General features: G+C 66.3%; 3 protein-coding genes. All 3 read right to left on the minus strand.

Going from position 1 to position 1,793, the window contains the following annotated elements:
* Window positions 1–8: 8 nt before the first annotated feature.
* The 3 genes from ACYVKX_RS23275 to ACYVKX_RS23285 are packed head-to-tail and all read right to left on the minus strand — an operon-like array spanning window position 9 to window position 1,624.
* Entirely contained in the window at window positions 9–659 is a 651-nt protein-coding gene (locus tag ACYVKX_RS23275) for an HAD family hydrolase (RefSeq protein ID WP_460836097.1), read from the minus strand.
* A 3-nt stretch (window positions 660–662) separates the two neighbouring features.
* Window positions 663–1,133, minus strand: a complete 471-nt coding sequence (locus ACYVKX_RS23280; protein ID WP_460836098.1) for a GNAT family N-acetyltransferase — start codon at window positions 1,131–1,133, stop codon at window positions 663–665.
* Window positions 1,134–1,189: 56 nt separating this feature from the next.
* On the minus strand, window positions 1,190–1,624 hold the full coding sequence (locus tag ACYVKX_RS23285; protein ID WP_460836099.1) for a GNAT family N-acetyltransferase: 435 nt from the start codon (window positions 1,622–1,624) through the stop codon (window positions 1,190–1,192).
* Window positions 1,625–1,793: the final 169 nt, after the last annotated feature.

A 1,793-nucleotide genomic window follows, 5' to 3' on the forward strand; every position in this document is an offset into this window, starting at 1 on the left:
CCCGCGTCTTAGCCGGATTCGCTCGCGAGGATGACCGCGGCCGCCGCCGCGACCGAATCAACGATGAGATCCGGGCGACAGGAGTAGGTTGTCGGATCAGTGCCGTCGTCGTTGATCCACGCGGTCTTGAGCCCGACGCACGCCCCACCCGCTATATCTAGCTCGAGACTGTCCCCGATCATCCAGCCGTCCAACGGACACCCGAGCCGTTCCGCGAGGGCGCGAAAGACCTTCTGGTCTGGCTTGCGCGCGCCGACCTCCTCGGAGATCGCCCACCCGTCGACCAGAGCATCGAGCCCGGTCCGCCGGATCTTTCCCTCCTGGTTGTCGGCCATGCCGTTCGTGACGATGCCAAGCGTCCAGCCAGCGGCGCGGAGGTCGGTGAGTGCGCGCCGATCGCCGTCCGTGACCGCGACGAGGTCGGGCATCCGGGTTCGGTAGTCGAGCCAGACGCCTTCGACGGCAGCCGGAAGCTTGAGCCGTTCGACAAGTTCTGCGAACACCTCGCCCTTTGAGCGACGGGCCGTCAGCGCTGCGGCGACCTTGTCGACCGCAGTTCCCGGAAGGTCCCACTTGTCGGCGAATTCACGCGCCCACGTCCGGGCTGCCGCAGCTTGGTCGACCAGTGTCCCATCGAGGTCGAGCGCGATGAGCGGCACCGTTCACGCCTCACCCAGCGCGGCACGCATTGCGGGGAAGGACGTGTCATGGAACCCCGCCCGCAAATACATCCCACGCCCAAACGCAGTTGCCATCAGCTCAGCGCGGCGCACGCCAGCCTGGCGCGCCCAGGCCATCACCCCGTCGAACGCCGCCCGGCCGTATCCGCGGCCGCGATAGGCGGGGGCCGTGGAGACGTTACTCACGAGAATGTCGCGGCCGTCTGGGACGGCGGGCGAGGGCGCAGCGTCGCGGATAGCTCCGGCCGCGCAACTCACGACCTGACCGTCAACCTCGACCACTACGAAGCAGTAGTCAGATTCTTCGATCCTGTCGGAGAACCATCGGTGCGCATTGGTGCGCCAAAGCTCCTCGGTGTCGGCCACGTTCATCGCAGCGAACATCTCGGCCCGGAGCCGCACAAGCGCGTCCACATCCGCCGCAGTTGCTTTCCGTACGGTCCAGTTGCTCACGTGGTTGAGGGTAGCCAGCCAATAGCAGGGGACCGCCAAGGGTCAAAATGCCGCGATCACGGGCGAGCGAGATAGGCCGTCTTCGCGTCAGGCGAGAAGCCGCAACTACGGTAGAAGGCATGCGTCGACGGCGTCTTGGAGCCCGTGAGGAGCATCGCCTTGTAGCAGCCCGCGTCCCAAGCGGCCCGGAGCGTCGCGGCCATGATCTGCTTCCCAAGCCCCGTGCCGCGCACGGACTCGTCGACGACGACGTTCTCGATGACGGCGTACGGCGAAGCGCTGCGCGTGATGTTAGGAATGATGTTCAGGTAGGTCGTCGCAACAACGACGCCGTCGATTTCCAACACCAGCAGCGTCAGGCTACGTGTGGCCAGGATTGCGTCGTAGACGTCGCGATCGCTGCCGTTGTCAAGGACTGGGTCGCCAGGGTGCAACTGACCGTAGAGACGCATTACGGCGCCGAAGTCCTCAGGAAGCGCCTCGCGGATCACGAGGTCACCGTACTCAGTGCAACGACCGCAGGCGCAGCCTGGGGCTTGCGGGTGATGCTCCATCCGCTGTTGGTGAGGTGGGCGGCCATGGCGTCGTAGACGCCGGCCGGGTCCTCACCGGTCAGCAGCCGGACCCCGGAGTCGGGCTGCTGCAGCTTCCCGTGAGCGC

The sequence above is a fragment of the Nocardioides hungaricus genome (assembly GCF_054782915.1).